The sequence below is a fragment of the Cryptosporangium sp. NPDC048952 genome (genome assembly GCF_043197895.1).
Lineage (GTDB): Bacteria > Actinomycetota > Actinomycetes > Mycobacteriales > Cryptosporangiaceae > Cryptosporangium.
In genome coordinates, this window is record NZ_JBICTY010000002.1 from 1,120,172 (window position 1) to 1,134,702 (window position 14,531).

General features: G+C 69.7%; 14 protein-coding genes. 2 read left to right on the plus strand and 12 right to left on the minus strand.

Going from position 1 to position 14,531, the window contains the following annotated elements; genetic code table 11:
• The first annotated feature begins 19 nt into the window (after positions 1-19).
• A complete protein-coding gene (locus ACGFY5_RS13515; protein ID WP_392719888.1) occupies positions 20-682 on the plus strand; it encodes a GntR family transcriptional regulator in 663 nt (220 codons plus the stop codon).
• On the opposite strand, the gene ACGFY5_RS13520 is transcribed toward ACGFY5_RS13515, so the two are convergent.
• From ACGFY5_RS13520 to glyA, 5 genes are read right to left on the minus strand one after another with little or no spacing between them, the layout of a single operon-like run.
• Complete coding sequence (locus ACGFY5_RS13520) at positions 675-1,184, minus strand: sarcosine oxidase subunit gamma (RefSeq protein WP_392719889.1); 510 nt, start codon at positions 1,182-1,184, stop codon at positions 675-677. The genes ACGFY5_RS13515 and ACGFY5_RS13520 overlap by 8 nt on opposite strands.
• Positions 1,177-3,861 carry a 2Fe-2S iron-sulfur cluster-binding protein gene (locus ACGFY5_RS13525; protein WP_392719890.1) on the minus strand — a complete coding sequence of 895 codons (2,685 nt, stop codon included), beginning with the start codon at positions 3,859-3,861 and terminating at the stop codon, positions 1,177-1,179. Before ACGFY5_RS13525 ends, ACGFY5_RS13520 begins: the two co-directional genes overlap by 8 nt.
• The gene (locus ACGFY5_RS13530) at positions 3,858-4,106 is read right to left on the minus strand and encodes a sarcosine oxidase subunit delta (RefSeq protein ID WP_392719891.1); all 249 of its coding nucleotides are present in this window, start codon (positions 4,104-4,106) and stop codon (positions 3,858-3,860) included. Before ACGFY5_RS13530 ends, ACGFY5_RS13525 begins: the two co-directional genes overlap by 4 nt.
• Positions 4,107-4,116: 10 nt before the next feature.
• On the minus strand, positions 4,117-5,331 hold the full coding sequence (locus ACGFY5_RS13535; protein ID WP_392719892.1) for a sarcosine oxidase subunit beta family protein: 1,215 nt from the start codon (positions 5,329-5,331) through the stop codon (positions 4,117-4,119).
• Complete coding sequence (gene glyA / locus ACGFY5_RS13540) at positions 5,331-6,593, minus strand: serine hydroxymethyltransferase (RefSeq protein ID WP_392719893.1); 1,263 nt, start codon at positions 6,591-6,593, stop codon at positions 5,331-5,333. Before glyA ends, ACGFY5_RS13535 begins: the two co-directional genes overlap by 1 nt.
• 164 nt (positions 6,594-6,757) lie before the next feature.
• Between glyA and ACGFY5_RS13545 the strand changes: the two genes are divergently transcribed.
• Complete coding sequence (locus tag ACGFY5_RS13545; protein ID WP_392719894.1) at positions 6,758-8,764, plus strand: Hsp70 family protein; 2,007 nt, start codon at positions 6,758-6,760, stop codon at positions 8,762-8,764.
• Here ACGFY5_RS13545 and ACGFY5_RS13550 read toward each other — a convergent pair.
• The 7 genes from ACGFY5_RS13550 to ACGFY5_RS13580 are packed head-to-tail and all read right to left on the minus strand — an operon-like array spanning position 8,687 to position 14,528.
• Positions 8,687-9,829, minus strand: a complete 1,143-nt coding sequence (locus ACGFY5_RS13550) for a sodium:calcium antiporter (RefSeq protein WP_392719895.1) — start codon at positions 9,827-9,829, stop codon at positions 8,687-8,689. The genes ACGFY5_RS13545 and ACGFY5_RS13550 overlap by 78 nt on opposite strands.
• Positions 9,830-9,842: 13 nt before the next feature.
• Positions 9,843-10,910, minus strand: a complete 1,068-nt coding sequence (pqqE, locus tag ACGFY5_RS13555) for a pyrroloquinoline quinone biosynthesis protein PqqE (RefSeq protein WP_392719896.1) — start codon at positions 10,908-10,910, stop codon at positions 9,843-9,845.
• Positions 10,903-11,178: a pyrroloquinoline quinone biosynthesis peptide chaperone PqqD gene (gene pqqD / locus ACGFY5_RS13560; protein ID WP_392719897.1), complete on the minus strand. Its 276-nt coding sequence runs from the start codon at positions 11,176-11,178 to the stop codon at positions 10,903-10,905. Before pqqD ends, pqqE begins: the two co-directional genes overlap by 8 nt.
• On the minus strand, positions 11,175-11,894 hold the full coding sequence (gene pqqC, locus ACGFY5_RS13565) for a pyrroloquinoline-quinone synthase PqqC (protein WP_392719898.1): 720 nt from the start codon (positions 11,892-11,894) through the stop codon (positions 11,175-11,177). Before pqqC ends, pqqD begins: the two co-directional genes overlap by 4 nt.
• Positions 11,891-12,715, minus strand: a complete 825-nt coding sequence (gene pqqB, locus ACGFY5_RS13570; RefSeq protein WP_392719899.1) for a pyrroloquinoline quinone biosynthesis protein PqqB — start codon at positions 12,713-12,715, stop codon at positions 11,891-11,893. The genes pqqC and pqqB overlap by 4 nt, the downstream gene beginning before the upstream one ends.
• Position 12,716: 1 nt before the next feature.
• A complete protein-coding gene (gene pqqA, locus ACGFY5_RS13575; protein ID WP_063725736.1) occupies positions 12,717-12,800 on the minus strand; it encodes a pyrroloquinoline quinone precursor peptide PqqA in 84 nt (27 codons plus the stop codon).
• 30 nt (positions 12,801-12,830) lie between these two features.
• The gene (locus tag ACGFY5_RS13580; RefSeq protein ID WP_392719900.1) at positions 12,831-14,528 is read right to left on the minus strand and encodes a PQQ-dependent dehydrogenase, methanol/ethanol family; all 1,698 of its coding nucleotides are present in this window, start codon (positions 14,526-14,528) and stop codon (positions 12,831-12,833) included.
• Positions 14,529-14,531 lie beyond the last annotated feature (3 nt).

Genomic DNA, 14,531 nt, shown 5'->3' on the forward strand with positions numbered 1-14,531 from the left:
CCCTTGATATATTAGTTTCATGACTGCTGCACCGGTCGAGCTCGGCTCGGCGTCGATGGCCGACCGTGCCTACCGTGCCCTGCGTGACCGGCTGATCATGCTGGAAATCGCGCCGGGTGAGCCGATCGACGACGACGAGCTCGCCAAAGAGCTCGGTATGGGACGTACCCCGGTTCGGGAGGCCTTGAAGCGTCTCGAACAGGACCGGCTGGTCATCTCGTTCCCCCGTCGCGGCACGTTCGCCACCGGCATGGACATCGCCGATCTCGCGCACATCTCCGAGATCCGGGTGCAGCTCGAGCCGATGGCCGCGCGCCGGGCAGCCGAGCGGGCCTCGCGTGCGTCCCGCGCGGAAATTCTCGACCTCGCCGCCCGCACCGGACAGCTGGACGTCCAGCACGAAGACCGCAGCGACGTCATGCGCTGGGACCTCACCGTGCACCGGGCGATCTACCGCGCGGCGAACAACCCGCACCTCGAAGACGTGCTGATCCGCTACGACAACCTGGCGACGCGCATCCACTGCATGTTCCTCGACCGGTTGAAGACCACGGACCTGAACGTCGTCGCCGAGCACGTGGCGCTGCTGTCGGCCATCGCGGAGGGCGAGGCCGACCGCGCCGACGAGTTGGCGCGCGACCACGTGCTCGGCTTCGAACGCGCGATCCGCGCCGTCATCTGAACTCATCGACCGCGTCGAGCAGCCAGTCGGCCAGGTACCCGGCGAACGAGGACCTGACGATCACCAGGTAGCCCTCGGTCAGCGACAGGAGAATCACCCCGGCCTGACCCAGTCGGGTCTGGGCGGCGCTGCCCGCGGGGAAGACCGTCGGGTGCAGGTCGATCGCGCAGCCCTTGGCCAACACGTCCCGGGCGTGCTCGCCGGTCAGGTGCAGCTGAATACGCTGGGCCGAAACGTCTGTCACGACGTCCTCGCCCGCGGCCAGCTCCGCGCGGATCCGCGCCTCGTACTCCCACGGCGCCTCGGTGGCGTTCGTCAGTAGCCGCTCGTCCGGGCCGAGCCAGATCTCCCGGCCGTCGTTGACCGTCACCCAGGTGTTCGGCTGCAGCACCGAGGTGCCGCGCACGTTCACCATCGCGACGTAGGGCTCCACCGTGATCCCGGCCTCGGCCAGCGCCGGGGCCCGGGACTCCAACGGATGTGTGCGCAGCAGCTCAGCCATCGCGGCGGGCTCCTTCCGGGTCGACCAGCACCGAGCCGGTGACCTCGACGGGGACGAGGGTGCCGTCGACGGGGACCTGCAGGGTCTCGCCGATCCGCTCCCGCCCGCCCTTGACCAGCGCGAGCGCGAACGGCCGGCCGAGCTCCGCGCTGCGGTAGCTGGAGGTCACGTGGCCCAGCATCGGCACCGGCGGAGCGGTCAGCTCCTCGATGATCTGCGAGCCCTCGGGCAGCACCGTCTCGCGGTCCACGGTCAGCAGCCCGACCAGGTGCTTGCGCAGCGGGTCGAGGTTCGCGGGCCGTGCGAACGACCGCTTGCCGACGAAGTCCACCTTCTTCTTCGACACCACCCACGCCATACCGAGGTCCTGGGGCGTCACCGTGCCGTCGGTGTCCTGGCCGATGATCGGATAGCCCTTCTCGGCGCGGAGGACGTGCATCGTCTCGGTGCCGTACGGGGTGATGTCGTACCGGGCCCCCGCGGCCAGCAGCCGCTCCCATACCGCGACGGCATACCACGAGTTGACGTACACCTCATAGGCCAGCTCACCGGAGAAGCTGATCCGGGCCAGCCGGACCGGCACGCCGTCCAGCGTGGTCTCCCGGATGGCCATGAACGGAAACGCCTCCTTCGACGCGTCCACGTCCGGAAAAACTGCAGTGATGACGTCGCGCGAGCGCGGCCCAACCACGGGGAACGTGGCCCACTGCTCGGTGACCGACGTGCACCGTACGCGGAGCTCGGGCCACTCGGTCTGGAGCCACTCCTCCATCCAGTCGAGGATCTTCGCCGCTCCACCCGTGGTGGTCATGACCAGGAAGTGGTCGTCGGCCAGGCGCAGCACGGTGCCGTCGTCGATCACCATGCCGTCGACGCCACACATGACGCCGTAGCGCACCATGCCGGGCTTCAGGCTGCTCATCATGTTCGTGTAGAGCCGGTCGAGCAGCACGCCGGCGTCGGGGCCCTGCACGTCGATCTTGCCGAGCGTGGAGCCGTCCAGGATGCCGACGCTCGTGCGGGTGGCAGCGCATTCGCGCAGCACCGCGGTTTCCATGTCCTCCCCCGAGGCTGTGCCATGACTGCGGGGGTAGTAGCGCGGGCGCTTCCACTGGCCGACGTCCTCGAACACCGCCCCGGCGGAGACGTGCCAGTCGTGCAGCGCGGTGTAGCGCTCGGGGTCGAAGAGGTGGCCGCGGTCGCGTCCGGCCAGCGCCGCGAACGCCACCGGCGTGTACGGCGGGCGGAACGTCGTGGTGCCGGTGTCCTGTATCGGGACGCCGAGGAGCTCCGCGACGATTCCCGAGGTGAGCACCCCGGACGTCTTGCCCTGGTCGTGGGCGGTGCCGATCGTCGTGAAGCGCTTGACGTGTTCGATCGAACGCAGCCCGGCGCCGACCGCGTGGCGGATGTCCGCGGCCGTCGCGTCGCGCTGGAGGTCGACGAATTGGGTCTCCTCCGGCCCCGGCACCCGCCAGAGCACCTTCGCCGGGTCGACCTCCCCCGCAGCCGAGCCGATCACGCTCAGGCCCTCGAGGTCCTCGCCCGGCACGAACGCGCCGAGCGTCTCGTCGTAGCGCAGCTTCCCGCGGGCCTGGCTGAACAGGTGCACAGCGGGGTTCCAGCCGCCGCTGACCAGGAGCAGGTCGCAGGCGATCGGGTCGGTGCCGATCAGCGCGTGCGTGATCCGGTCCTCGCCGCGGGTGCCGGTGACGACGGAGCCGGTCACGAGCCAGATCCCCGCGCGTGCGCACTCGTCCGTGAGCCGCTCGGGGACCTCGTCTCGCGCGTCGACGATCGCTCGCACTTTCGCCCCGGCGCGCTGCAAATCGAACGCCGCGTCGTAGGCGCTGTCGTTCGTGGTGAAGACGACGGCCTCGCGGCCCGGGAGAACGCCGTAGCGGTTGAGGAACGTGCGTGCCGCAGAGGCGAGCATGATCCCGGGCCGGTCGTTGTCGGCGAACACGATGGGGCGCTCATGGGCACCGGTCGCGACGACGACGTTCCGCGCCCGGATCCGCCAGACCCGCTGGCGTGACACGTTCTTCGGGGCCGCTGCCCCGAGGTGGTCGGTCCGTCGCTCCAGGGCCAGCACGAAGCCGTCGTCGTAGCTGCCGAACGCCGTGGTGCGTTGCAGGTGCAGCACGTCGGGGAACGTCGCCAGCTCAGCGACCGCGGCCGAGACCCACGCCGGGAGCTCGGGCTCGCTCAGCAGCGACCCGCCGGCCTCGGAGTGTTCGTCGACCAGCGCGACGCGCTTCCCGCCTCGGGCCGCGTCCAAGGCCGCGTGGAGTCCCGCGGGGCCCGCGCCCACCACCAGAACGTCGACATGGTGGTGTGTGGAGTCGTAACGGGCGGAGTCGGGGACGTTGGCCAACCGTCCTTGGCCGGCCAGCCCGCGGGCAGCCAGACCGTCGTACAGCTCGACGGTGGTGGCCAGCAGCATCGGCTCGGGGAACGGCTCCTCGATCTGCACGAGGCCGCCGGAGTCCTCGGTCCAGGCCGCCGTGAAGCCGCGGGGCCGGCCGAACTTGATCGACCTGGCGACCGAGTGCCGACCCGCGGCCAGCAGCGCCGAGGCGAGCGTGTCACCGGGGTGGCCGGTGTAGGTCTCGCCGTCGAACGTGAACGTGAGCGTCGTGTCGCGGTCGATCCGACCGCCGGAACCGGTCCTCATTTTCCAGCCTCGAAACGGTAGGTCACGGTGTCGCGGACCGCGTTGAACCAGCGGCGGCAGCCCACGCTGTGGTTCCAGCGCTCGGCGAACCGGCCCTTCGTGTTGTCGCGGAAGAAGACGTAATGCGCCCACTGCTGGTCGTCGAGCGCGGCCGGGTTCTCCGGGTAAGCCACCCCGGCCTGGCCGCCGTAGGAGAACTCGACCTCCTCGCGGGGGCCGCACCAGGGGCATTCGATGAGTTGCACGGCAGTCTCCTCAGTGGGCCACGGCGGCGGCGCCGTGCTCGTCGACGAGCGCGCCGGTGACGAAGCGGTCGAGCGCGAACGGCGCCACGTACGGGTGCGGCTCGCCGTTGGCGACCGTGTCGGCCAGGCACCAGCCGATACCCGGCGTGGCCTTGAATCCGCCGGTGCCCCAGCCGCAGTTGAGGTACAGGTTCTCGAACGGTGTCCGGCCGACGATCGGCGACGCGTCGGGGCTGACGTCGACGATGCCCGCCCAGCTGCGCAGCAGGTGCGCGCGGGCGAAGATCGGGAACAGCTCCACCGCGGCGGCCATCTGACGCTCGATGATGTGGAACGCACCGCGCTGGCCGTAGCCGTTGTACGAGTCGACGCCGGCGCCCATGACCAGCTCACCCTTGTGGGCCTGCGACACGTACACGTGCACGGCGTTGGACATGACGATCGTCGGGTGCACGGGTTCGAGCAGTTCGGAGACCAGCGCCTGCAGAGGGTGGCTCTGCACGGGGATGCGGAAGCCGAGCATGTCGGTGAGCGTGGACGTGTGCCCCGCGGCGCAGAGGAGGACACGGCCGGCGGCGATGTCGCCGCGCGACGTCCTCACGGTCGTGACCCGCTCGCCGTCGGTGGCGAATCCTTGGACCTCGCAGTCCTGGATCAGGTCGATGCCGGCTTCGTCGGCGCGCCGCGCGAAGCCCCACGCCACGTAGTCGTGCTTCGCGATGCCCGCGCGCGGCTGGTAGGTGGCGCCCATGACCGGGTAGCGGAGGTCGCTCGAGATGTTGACGATCGGGCAGATCTTGCGGACCTCGTCGGGGTCGAGCCACTCGGCGTCGATTCCGTTGAGTTTGTTGGCCTCCACCCGGCGCACGCTGTCGCGCACGTCCTGCAGCGAGTGCGCGAGGTTGAGCACCCCGCGCTGGCTGAGCAGGATCGGGTAGCCGAGGTCCTCCTCGAGGCCCTCCCAGAGCTTGAGCGAGTGCTCGTAGATCGCGGAGCTCTCGTCCCACAGGTAGTTCGACCGGATGATCGTGGTGTTGCGGGCCATGTTGCCGCCGGCCAGCCAGCCCTTTTCGAGCACCGCGACGTTCGTGATGCCGTGGTTCTTGGCCAGGTAGTGCGCGGTGGCCAGGCCGTGTCCGCCGCCGCCGACGATGACGACGTCGTACGAGCTCTTCGGCTCCGGATTCCGCCAGAGAAACCTCGGGTGGTCGGGGACGGGATTCATCAGACCCCTTCCGGGTAGAGCGGGTGCTTCTCGACCAGCGCGGTGACCCGTTCCCGCAGCTTGTCGACGTCCGGCGAGGGCTGGAGCGCGGCCGCGATGACGTCGGCGACCTCGGTGAAGTCCTCGGCGTCGAAGCCGCGGGCGGCGAGCGCCGGGGTGCCGACGCGGATTCCGGAGCTGATCATCGGCGGACGCGGGTCGAACGGCACCGCGTTGCGGTTCACGGTGATGCCGACGTCGTGCAGGCGGTCCTCGGCCTGCTTGCCGTCGAGCGGCGATTCGCGCAGGTCGACGAGGACCAGGTGGACGTCGGTGCCGCCGCTGACCACGCCGATCCCGGCCTCGCGGCAGTCGTCGGCGAGCAGGCGGTCGGCGAGGATGCGCGCCCCGGCGAGCGTGCGCTGCTGCCGCTCGGCGAACGCGGGCTCGGCCGCGAGCTTGAACGACACCGCCTTCGCCGCGATGACGTGCTCCAGCGGCCCGCCCTGCTGACCGGGGAACACCGACGAGTTGAACTTCTTCGCGAGGTCCTCGGGAGCCAGGATGAAACCGCCGCGCGGCCCGCCGAGCGTCTTGTGCGTGGTGGACGTGACGACGTGCGCGTGCGGCACCGGCGAGGGGTGCAGCCCCGCGGCGACCAGGCCCGCGAAGTGCGCCATGTCGACCATCAGGTACGCGCCGACCTCGTCGGCGATGCGCCGGAACTCCGCGAAGTCCAGCTGCCGCGGGTACGCCGACCACCCGGCGACGATGAGCCTCGGACGACGTTCGTGGGCCAACCGCTCCACTTCGGCCATGTCGACGCGATGGGTCTCGCGGTCGACGTGGTACGCGGCGACGTCGTAGAGCTTGCCGGAGAAGTTCAGCTTCATGCCGTGGGTCAGGTGACCCCCGTGGGCGAGGTCCAGCCCGAGGATCGTGTCGCCGGGCTGCAGCAGCGCGGCCATCGCGGCGGCGTTGGCCTGCGCGCCGGAGTGCGGCTGCACGTTCGCGTACCCGGCGCCGAACAGCGCCGTGATGCGGTCGATCGCCAACTGCTCGATGACGTCGACGTTCTCGCAGCCGCCGTAGTAGCGGCGGCCGGGGTAGCCCTCGGCGTACTTGTTCGTCAGCACCGAGCCCTGCGCCTGCATCACGGCCACCGGCGCGAAGTTCTCGCTGGCGATCATCTCCAGCGTCGTCTGCTGGCGGCGGAGTTCGGCGTCGATGGCGGCGGCGACGTCGGGGTCGATCTCGGCGAGCGGACGATGCAGGTCGGTCATCGACATCTCCAGTCGGACTGATATATCAATTGCCTACAAGTTAAGCCGCCGCCAGATCTGCGTCAAGCTCCGAGCCGGACACTCGACGGTCACGTGATCGCGTCGGGACGAGATCTCTCAGCGTCACGGGTATCCCCGGCGGGGGTGACCGATAGGTTCGCGTTGTGCCCCTCCTCGCCGTCGATCACAGCCTCGCCGTCGATTACGGGACCTCCAACACGGTGGCGATGGTCGGGTGGCCCGACGGACGCATTCGGCCACTGTTGTTCGACGGGTCGCCGTTGCTGCCCTCCGGGGTGTGCCTCGAGCCTGACGGGCAGTTGCTGGCCGGGCGGGCCGCGGAGCGCGCCGGGCGGGTGTCGCCGCAGTCGTACGAACCGAACCCGAAACGCCGGATCGACGACCTGGATCTGCTGCTCGGGGACCGAGGCGTGCCGGTCGTCACGATGATCGCGGCCACGCTGAACCGGGTGTGGCAGGAAGTGTCTCGCACGCTGCCGGAACCGCCGGGGCGGATCGTGGTCACGTGCCCGGTGACGTGGGGCCCGGCGCGTCGCTCGGTGCTGCTCGACGCCGCCCGCCAGGCCGGGCTGCCGGACGTCACACTGTTGGCGGAGCCGGTGGCGGCCGCCACGTACTACACGACGGTGCTCGACGGGCACCTGCCGGCCGACGGTTGCCTCGTGGTCTACGACCTAGGGGCGGGCACGTTCGACGTGTCGGTGGTGCGGCGGGGTGGTGAGCCGCTGTCGTACGGGGGGCTCGACACGTTCGGCAGCGTGGATCTCGATGCGCTCGTGGTGTCGATCGTGTCGGAGGTGGTTCCGCCCTCAGAATGGGAGCCGTTGCGGGCGCCGCGGACGCTCGCCGAGCAGCGGGCGTTCCGGGCGTTGTGGCGTGATGCCTCCGAGACGAAGGAGGCGTTGTCGTCGCAGTCGTCAGCTGTGTTGGTCGTGCCGCTCGTGGAGCGGGATGTCGTGATCGGTCGCGAACAGTTCGAGAGGCTGGCGCGGCCGCGCCTGGCGGAGACGATCGATGTGACTGTGCAGTGCATGCGTGCAGCGCGCGTGCCTGCGTCGCAGGTCAGCGGCGTGTTCCTGGTCGGCGGCGGCTCGCGGACCCCGCTCATCGGCACACTCCTCCATCGGGCCACGGGCATCGCGCCCACCGTCCTGGACCAGCCCGAGCTGGTGGTGGCCGAGGGCGCCCTCCACTTCCTCCTGACCGAGCCGTCACCCGCCCGGGAACTCCCGCTGGCTCCCCCACCGATCGACCCGGGCCCCTCCCCCGACCCACCGTCTTACACCCCGGATGCGGCTCCGCCGCCGGAGCCGCATCGGTATCCGGAGGTGGATCGGTATCGCCACCCGCCGGGGGCCGCGGAGCCGCCGCACGTCCCGGAGCCCGAGCCTGGGCCCTTCCTGGCCTCGGCGCTGCCGCCGGAGACGTTCGGGGCGCGCGCGAGCGGGTTGGCCCTCGGTGGACTGGTGCTCGCGCTCGTGGGGTTCTTGGCCTTCGGGGTGTCGGTGCCGGTCATTTTGCAGACGCTGTCCTACGGCGCCCGGTACGTGCCGCTCACCTGGGTCGCGCTGAGCGCGGGCAGCGCGCCCAGCCTGTTGCTGATCACCGCGGGCTTCTACCGCATCGGCAGGCTGCGGCGCGCCGCGCGGCTGCGCGTCGACGACCTCGGCCTGCACGTACTCCCCGGCGATCGGGGCGCCGAGCGCCGCTGGCGGGCGCTGGGCTGGACGCTCCCCTCCCCGCTGCTGATCCTCGCCGCGCTGATCTTCCAGTACGCCTGGCACGACCGCGCCAACTCGGTGAGCGCCCTCGCCCTCCTGTCCGGAGTAGCAGCGCTCCTCACCGGCATGGTGATCGGCGCCCGGAGCATCCTCCCGCCGAGCCGGGAAGACGTGCTCGCCTGGCGCCAGATCAGAGCGGTGACCCTCGCCCGCACCGGCCCGCTCCGACGCCGCGTCCTGGTCGTCACCTCGACCGATGCCTCCGCGAAGCCCCGGAAGCTCGACGTCCGGGGCTTCCCGGCACGGCGGCTGGCCGCCGCCCTGGAGCGCCACGGCGACGGCCGGTACGAGTCAGTCCGCGTCGATCGGCACCTCCCCGAGCAGCGTCCAGCTGACGATCCAGTACAGGACGTACAGCGCCAGCAGTAGGAACCCGTGCCAGCGGCGTAACCGGCCGGTGGAGATGAAGTACGCGGAGAGTCCGGTCATCACGACCAGCACCGGCAGGTGCCACGCGAGCACGTCGTCACCCACGACGATGCTGCCCCCGGTCAGCAGGATGATGCCGAGTTTCGCGGTAACCCCGAACACCACGCTGCCGATGACGTTCCCGATACCGATCTCCGGCGCACCCCGCCGACTCGGCTCCACGGTCAGGAAGATGTCCTCCAGCGACAACACGAGCGTCGCGATCGTCGCCCCGAACAGCGTCCCCTCGATCGCGTAATCGTCCAGAATCCCCTCGATCCCCGCACTGGTGATGATCGCCGCCACCACCAACCCCACCAGCGCCACCACCGCCAGCCCGATCCCACCCCACTTGGGCAGCGGCCGCCCTTTCACGAACGGCACCGAAACCACGAACGGCGGTTCATCCCCGACCCGCCGCCCGCCAGCGCCGGCCACCCCGGAAGCGCCGGCCACCCCGGAAGCGCCGGCCACCCCACCGCCGCCGCTGCCTGACGCCGGTTCGGCGGCCGCCGTGCCACCCGCGGGGGGCTGCTCGCCGGGTGCCGCGATGCGTTCGAGGATTTCGGCGTTGCGGAAGATCGGGGTGGAGCTCTGGAGTTCGCGGGTGGCGATGTAGGCGATGAACGCGACGAACAGCAGCACGAGGACGACGCCGTCCGCGGCGGTGAGGGGCGCGGACAACACGAACGGCACCATCATGAGTGGGGAGGCCGCAAACAGCGCGAGATAGCTCCGCGGAATGTTCACGCGCGTGGGCGCGAAGATCGCGGCCAGCGCCAGCACGATCCCGGTCATCGAGATCGCCGTGCCGAACACCGTGCCCAGCGCCACCCCGCCGAGGTCCTCGGCATTGAGCGCCACGCCCAGCGCCAGATCGTCGAACTCGATACCGGTGAAGATGATCGCCAGCAGGAACACCGAGATCCGCAACCCGTGGGCGGCCCCCACGAGATACACGATCAGTTTCTCGGCGCAGTACACGAGTAACCCCGCGCCGACGATGAAGATCAAAATCGACGTCATACCGCACCCCCGGTCAACGGTGTGGGCGAGGAATCAACTCCAGATGCACGAGCGAGTTCGCCGCCGCGACGGCATCAGCCACCACGGCGTGGTCCGGCGAGAGGTGACACACCGGGTCGGTACGGGCCGGGTCCCCGGTGAGCTGGAACGCCTGACACCGGCACCCACCGAAGTCGACGTCCTGCCGCTCACAACTCCGGCACGGATCCGGCATCCAGTCCGTGCCCCGGAACGCGTTCATCACCGGCGACTCACCCCAGATCCACGCCAGCGGCGACGAACGCACGCTCGCCCGGGGCAGGGGCAACGACTGCGCCGCGGGACACGGCAGCACGTCCCCGTTGGGCGTCACCGTGAGCTGACGCGACGCCCACCCACCCATGCACGGTTTGGGGTACTTGCTGTAGTAGTCCGGGATCACGTAGATCACGTCCATGGCCAGCCGCGAGCGCGCGTCCCGCACCACCTGCTCGGCGGCCTCGAGCTGCGCCCGGCTCGGCAGCAGCGCGTCCCGGTTGCGCCACGCCCACCCGTAGTACTGCGTGTTCGCGAGCTCGACCCGGTCGGCTCCGGCATCCTCGGCGAGCGTCAGGAGATCGGCGATCCGGTCGATGTTCTGCCGGTGCAGCACGACGTTGACGGTCAACGGCCAGCCGAGCTCCTTCACCACGCGCATCGCGTCGATTTTGCGCTGGAAGGAAGGGATGCCGGCGATCTCGTCGGACAGCGCCGGCGCATCGGCCTGGACGCTGACCTGCACGTGGTCGAGGCCGGCGTCCTTCAACTGCTCTGCCTTCGGCCGGGAAAGCCCGACGGCGCTGGTGACGAGGTTGGTGTACAGGCCCAATGCGCTTGCCGACGCCACGAGCGGCACCAGGTCACGCCGGAGCAGCGGCTCCCCGCCGGAGAGGTGGCACTGCAGGACGCCCAGGTCGCGGGCCTCGGTGAAGACGCGGGTCCACTCGTCGGTGGAGAGCTCGTCGGTGTACTCGGCCATGTTCAGTGGGTTGGAGCAGTAGGCGCAGGACAGCGGGCAGCGGTAGGTGAGTTCGGCGAGCAGGCCGAACGGGCTGCTAGTCATCGACCGACACCACGTAACGGCGTTCGCGCATGCCGGCGAGGAAGCGTTCCACCTCACCGTCCGGCACGGTCGTGAACTGGCCGGCCAGCGATTCTTCGATCTCGGCGACGGTGTGCTGCCCGTCGCAGCGTTCCAGGATCGCAGCGCCGGTTTTGTTGAGCACGACGACGGTTTCGGGAAGGAGCAGGATCGGGCGCTGTCGGGTGTTGTCGAAACTCAGCCGACAGTGCCTGGCCAGTTTGGGTCGGGCCAGCCCCGGGCGGCTCATTCCTCGTAGGCCTTGTCGATCGCGTCCATCAGGCTCCAGAGCACGTCGCATTTGAACGACAGCGCGTCGACGGCGGCGGCCTGGGACTCGACGGTGAGGCAGTGCTGGGTGACGATCTCCAGCGCGTGCTCGCAGTCGCGCGGGGCCTGGTGCAGGCGGTTGCGGAAGTACGTGAGACCGGCGGGCTCGATCCACGGGTAGTAGCGCTCGAACGCGGTGATGCGCTCGGCCATGAGGTCCGGGGCGAACAGCTCGGTGAGCGACGAGGCCACCGCCTCCACCCACGGGCGGGTGCGGGTGAAGTTGACGTAAGCATCCACCGCGAACCGCACCCCGGGGACCAGGTGCCGGTGGTCGACGACTTCGTCCCGGGTGAGCCCGGCGGCCTCCGCGAGCCGCAGCCACGCCTCGATCCCGCCCTCCACCGGCGCCCCATCGCCGGGTGCGGGCCCGTCGTGGTCGGTGATCCGCCGGATCCAGCGCCGCCGCACCTCGACGTCGGGGCAGTTGGAGAGGATCGCGGCGTCCTTCCGCGGGATGTTCTCCTGGTAGTAGTAGCGGTTCGCGATCCAGCCACGGATCTGCCGTGGGCTGCACAGACCGGTGTTCATCCGGACGTGGAGCGGATGCTGGTCGTGGTAGCGCCGGGAATGGGCTCGGAGAGTCGCGACGAAAGGCGTGTCGGCTAGGTGGCTGGTACCCAGTGTCGCGGTCATAGCTGCACCTCGAGGCCGTCCATTGCTACCTCCATGCCGTTCGCCTCGACCACACGCCGCTCGGGTGTGTCGTCGAGCAGGATCGGATTGGTGTTGTTGATGTGGACGAAGATCGTCCGGCGCGCATGCCGCTTCTGGTCACCCAGCCGCGGCAGGCTGTCCTCGATCGGGATGTGCCCCATGTCGCGGGCCGTGCGGGTGGCCGACAGCTCGTCGTCGCGGAAGAAGCTGCCGTCGAGCATCAGGCAGTCGCACGGGCCGATGTCGGGCAGTTCCTGGGCGCCGGGAAGGTAGACGAGCGTGCCACCGGTGTGCTGGTCGGTGATCCGGTAGCCCACCACCCGACCGTCGCTGACAGTGACCCCGAAACGGTCCTTCTTGGTCGTGGGGACGTCGAAGGCTTCGCAGGTCAGGCCGGGTGTGAGCTCGATCGCGACGCCGAAGTCCACCGGCCGCCAGTCGACGGTGCAGTACCGCTCCAGCAGGGGCAGCAGCCCGGAGCCGTCGCGCAGTGTCGTGACGATCGCCGGGGTCGCGTACAGGACCAGCTCGCGGCCCTCGCGCAGGATCAGCAGCCCCAGCGTGTGGTCGAGCTCGGCGTCGGTGAGGAGAACGGCGTTCACGGTCAGGCCGTCGATCTGCCGATGGACGTCGGGAGAGGCGTTGAACAGGAACCACTCGCGGCGGTCGAGGCTGACCGCCATCGACGACTGGGTGCGCGGGTGCCCGGCTCCGGCGCGCACCGAGCCGCAGACCGCGCAGTGGCAGTTCCACTGCGGTGATCCGCCGCCGGCCGCTGAGCCGAGCACCCGCGCGAACACGTCAGGGCTCCAGAGTGCCCATGTACATCGTCACCTCGGGGGCGACGGCGACCTCAACGAACTCCGGGGTCTCCCATTCAGCCATTTCTCCTCCTCTCCTATGCCTCGGGCAGGACTAGCTTTCGGGTAGGGCGAACACGATCAGGGCGCTGCCGTGGCCGGCGCCGAGCATTCCGGGAAGGAAGCCCTCGGCCCAGCCGCCCCAGCCGACCGGCACGGCCACGTACTGCCGGCCGTCGACCGCGTACGTGATCGGGCTGCTGTGGTGCCCACTGCCGCACTGGAACTGCCACAGCTGTTCACCAGTATTGGCGTCGAGTGCGTTGAATTCACCGGACGGCTCGCCGGCAAACACGACATCACCGCCGGTCACGAGCGTCGACGCGCACATCGGCAGCTCGTTGCGCCAGCGCCACTTCTCCTCGCCGTCGGCGTCGAACGCACTGATGTAGCCGACCGCTTCCTCGATGTCGACCTGCACGCCCGCACCCCAGTACGGGATGCTCTCCTTGAACTCCCGGCGCCGCCGTGTGGCCGTGGCACCGACGTCCTGCACCGGGACGTAGAACCACCCGGTGCGAGGGCTGTAGGACGCGTGCGTCCACTCCTTCGCGCCGGCCGGGCCCGGGTAGAAGTGCACCGGCACGCCCTCTTCGTCGGGGTAGACCTTGGCCGCGACCTGGCCGTCGCGGGTGATCGCGCCCCAGGTGATGCGGTCGACGAACGGGGTGATCGAGACGCGCTCACCGTTCGTGCGGTCGAGGACGAAGAAGTAGCCGTTCTTGTCGAAGTGGCCGAGCAGCTTGCGCCCGTCCTTCTCGAACAGGATGCACTCGGAGATGCTGTCGTAGTCCCACACGTCGTGCGGGGTGCACTGGTAGTGCCAGCGGATGTCGCCGGTGTCGACGTCGATCGCGACGACGCTGTCGGTGTAGAGGTTGTCGCCTTCGCGGACGCCACCGTCGAAGTCCGGGGCCGGGTTGCCGGTGCCCCAGTACATCAGGTTGGTGTCGGGGTCGAACGTGCCGACCAGCCAGGGGTTTCCGCCCCCTCGCGCCCAGGCTTCGCCGTCCGCGGGCCAGGTCTCCGCACCGGGCTCGCCCGGCTTGGGAACCATGTAGGAACGCCAGCGGTGCTCTCCGGTCTCGAAGTCGAACGCGTCGAGGTGACCGCGCACCCCGAACTCGCCACCGGCGCTGCCGACGATGACCATGTCCTTGACGATGATCGGCGCGCTGGTGGCGCTCTCACCGGCGCGGACGTCGCCCTTGACCTTGTCCCAGATCTTCTTGCCGGTCTCGGCGTTGAGGGCGATCAGGTGGGCGTTCGCGGTGACGAAGAAGACCTTGCCCTTGGCGACAGCCACGCCCCGGTTGACGTTCCCGCAGCACAGCGAGACGTCGAACGGGATCGCGTGCTTGTACCGCCAGATCTCCTTGCCGGTCTTCGCGTCGAGGGCCCACACCCAGCCGTCCCAGCCGGACAGGAACATGATCCCGTCGACGACGAGCGGGGTGGCCTCGAACGAGTACGTCGACGCACCGGCGATGATGCCGCTCGAGCCGGCCTGGAACACCCAGGCGGGTGCGAGGCGCTTGACGTTCTCGGTGTTGATCTGGTCGAGCGGGCTGAAGCGCTGGCCGTCGTGGGCACCGTAGTAGGTGATCCAGTTCTCCGGCTCGGAGCGCGCGTCGAGGATCCGCTCGTAGGTGAGGTTCTCCGTCACCGGCGGCGCGACTTCGCCACCGGCGACCTTGCCGGACAGGCGTCCCTGGTCGACGGCCTCGCCCGCGTCCACGTATTCGATCGTCATTGG

Bases quoted from the DNA above. Each gene is read 5' to 3' on its own strand.
- ACGFY5_RS13515 (WP_392719888.1), top strand. From the start codon at position 20: ATGACTGCTGCACCGGTCGAGCTCGGCTCGGCGTCGATGGCCGACCGT.
- pqqD (WP_392719897.1), bottom strand. From the start codon at position 11,178: ATGAGCCGCCCGGGGCTGGCCCGACCCAAACTGGCCAGGCACTGTCGG.
- pqqC (WP_392719898.1), bottom strand. From the start codon at position 11,894: ATGACCGCGACACTGGGTACCAGCCACCTAGCCGACACGCCTTTCGTC.
- ACGFY5_RS13550 (WP_392719895.1), bottom strand. From the start codon at position 9,829: ATGACGTCGATTTTGATCTTCATCGTCGGCGCGGGGTTACTCGTGTAC.
- pqqE (WP_392719896.1), bottom strand. From the start codon at position 10,910: ATGACTAGCAGCCCGTTCGGCCTGCTCGCCGAACTCACCTACCGCTGC.
- glyA (WP_392719893.1), bottom strand. From the start codon at position 6,593: ATGACCGACCTGCATCGTCCGCTCGCCGAGATCGACCCCGACGTCGCC.
- ACGFY5_RS13535 (WP_392719892.1), bottom strand. From the start codon at position 5,331: ATGAATCCCGTCCCCGACCACCCGAGGTTTCTCTGGCGGAATCCGGAG.
- ACGFY5_RS13580 (WP_392719900.1), bottom strand. From the start codon at position 14,528: ATGACGATCGAATACGTGGACGCGGGCGAGGCCGTCGACCAGGGACGC.
- ACGFY5_RS13520 (WP_392719889.1), bottom strand. From the start codon at position 1,184: ATGGCTGAGCTGCTGCGCACACATCCGTTGGAGTCCCGGGCCCCGGCG.
- ACGFY5_RS13525 (WP_392719890.1), bottom strand. From the start codon at position 3,861: ATGAGGACCGGTTCCGGCGGTCGGATCGACCGCGACACGACGCTCACG.
- pqqA (WP_063725736.1), bottom strand. From the start codon at position 12,800: ATGGCTGAATGGGAGACCCCGGAGTTCGTTGAGGTCGCCGTCGCCCCC.